The organism is Pseudomonas kitaguniensis, from assembly GCF_009296165.1.
GTDB lineage: Bacteria > Pseudomonadota > Gammaproteobacteria > Pseudomonadales > Pseudomonadaceae > Aquipseudomonas > Aquipseudomonas kitaguniensis.
The window spans coordinates 1-1,423 of sequence record NZ_VUAZ01000199.1; the positions used below are offsets into that span (position 1 = coordinate 1).

General features: G+C 59.6%; 2 protein-coding genes. Both read left to right on the forward strand.

The features are described 5' to 3' along the window. Nucleotides 1–477: Hcp family type VI secretion system effector (locus F0169_RS26040; RefSeq protein WP_152748017.1), on the forward strand; the 477-nt coding region annotated here is incomplete at its 5' end. 80 nt (nt 478–557) lie between these two features. Further along, nucleotides 558–1,423, forward strand: an 866-nt coding sequence (gene tssI, locus F0169_RS26045) for a type VI secretion system tip protein TssI/VgrG (protein ID WP_152748018.1), incomplete at its 3' end; no start/stop codon positions are given.

Here is a 1,423-nt window from a genome sequence, read left to right on the forward strand (position 1 = left end):
GGCCTGATCACCGCCGGTGCTTTCACCGCCGATTCGGTTGGCAACACCTACCAGGAAGGTCACGAAGACCAGGTCATGGTTCAGGGCTTCAGCCACGAAGTGATCATCCCGCGTGACCCGCAGTCCGGCCAACCTACCGGCCAGCGCGTACACAAACCGGTCAAAATCACCAAGGTATTCGACAAGTCCTCGCCTCTGCTGCTGGCGGCCCTGACTTCCGGCGAGCGCCTGACCGAAATCACCATCCAGTGGTACCGCACCTCGGCTGCCGGCACCCAGGAACACTACTTCACCACCAAACTTGAAGACGCGATCATCGTCGACATCAAGGACTACATGCACAACTGCCAAGACCCGGCGAACTCGCACTTCACTCACCTGGAAGACGTCGAATTCACCTACCGCAAAATCACCTGGACCCACGAAGTATCCGGTACTTCGGGTTCCGATGACTGGCGTTCGCCGGTCGCTGGCTAAGCCTGGCTGACCGTTGCACACATCGGCCAGCCCTGCTGGTCGATGTTGTTTTCAGCATTGCATGACACAAGGAACAAGGGATGTTCGCGCCGGCCAATCAGACTCACTTCAGCCTGACCATCGAGGGGCTGGCAAACGACCTTCAAGTTTTCAGCCTGAGCGGTCGCGAGGCGATCAGCCAACCGTTCGCGTTCGAGATTGAACTGGTCAGTGAACAGCCGTCCCTCGACCTCGAAAGCCTGCTGCACAAACCGGCCTTTTTGCAGTTGTCACCTGACGGCAGCGGCATTCACGGGCAGATCTACCGTGCCGCCCAGGGCGACTCCGGCAAGCGCCTGACGCGCTACGCCGTGACGCTGCGGCCGCAACTCTCCTACCTGGCGCACCGCATCAACCAGCGCATCTTCCAGAACCTCACGGTGCCGAAAATCATTGGCCAGGTCCTTGAAGAACACGGCATCCAAAGCAATGCCTATACCTTCCACCTCGGCACGATTTATCCCGAGCGCATTTACTGCGTTCAATACGATGAATCGGACCTGCATTTCATACAGCGCCTGTGCGAGGAAGAAGGTATTCACTACCACTTTCAGCACAGCGCCAGCGGCCACAAACTGGTGTTCGGCGATGACCAAACGGTGTTCCCGAAACTCGCGCCCGTGGCCTACCAGCAAGACTCCGGCCTGGTCGCAAACGACCCGGTCATCAAGCGTTTCGACCTGCGCCTGGAAACCCGCACCAGCCGCACCACACGTCGCGATTATGACTTTGAAAAACCGCACATCACCCTCGAATCCGACAGCCGCGGCGACGCCCAGCCCGACCTGGAAGACTACGATTACCCCGGCCGTTTTATCGACCGCACCCGCGGCAGGCACCTGGCCAAACGCGGGCTGGAGCGCCATCGTGCGGACTACCAGCTCGCCGAGGGTAAAAGCGACCAGCC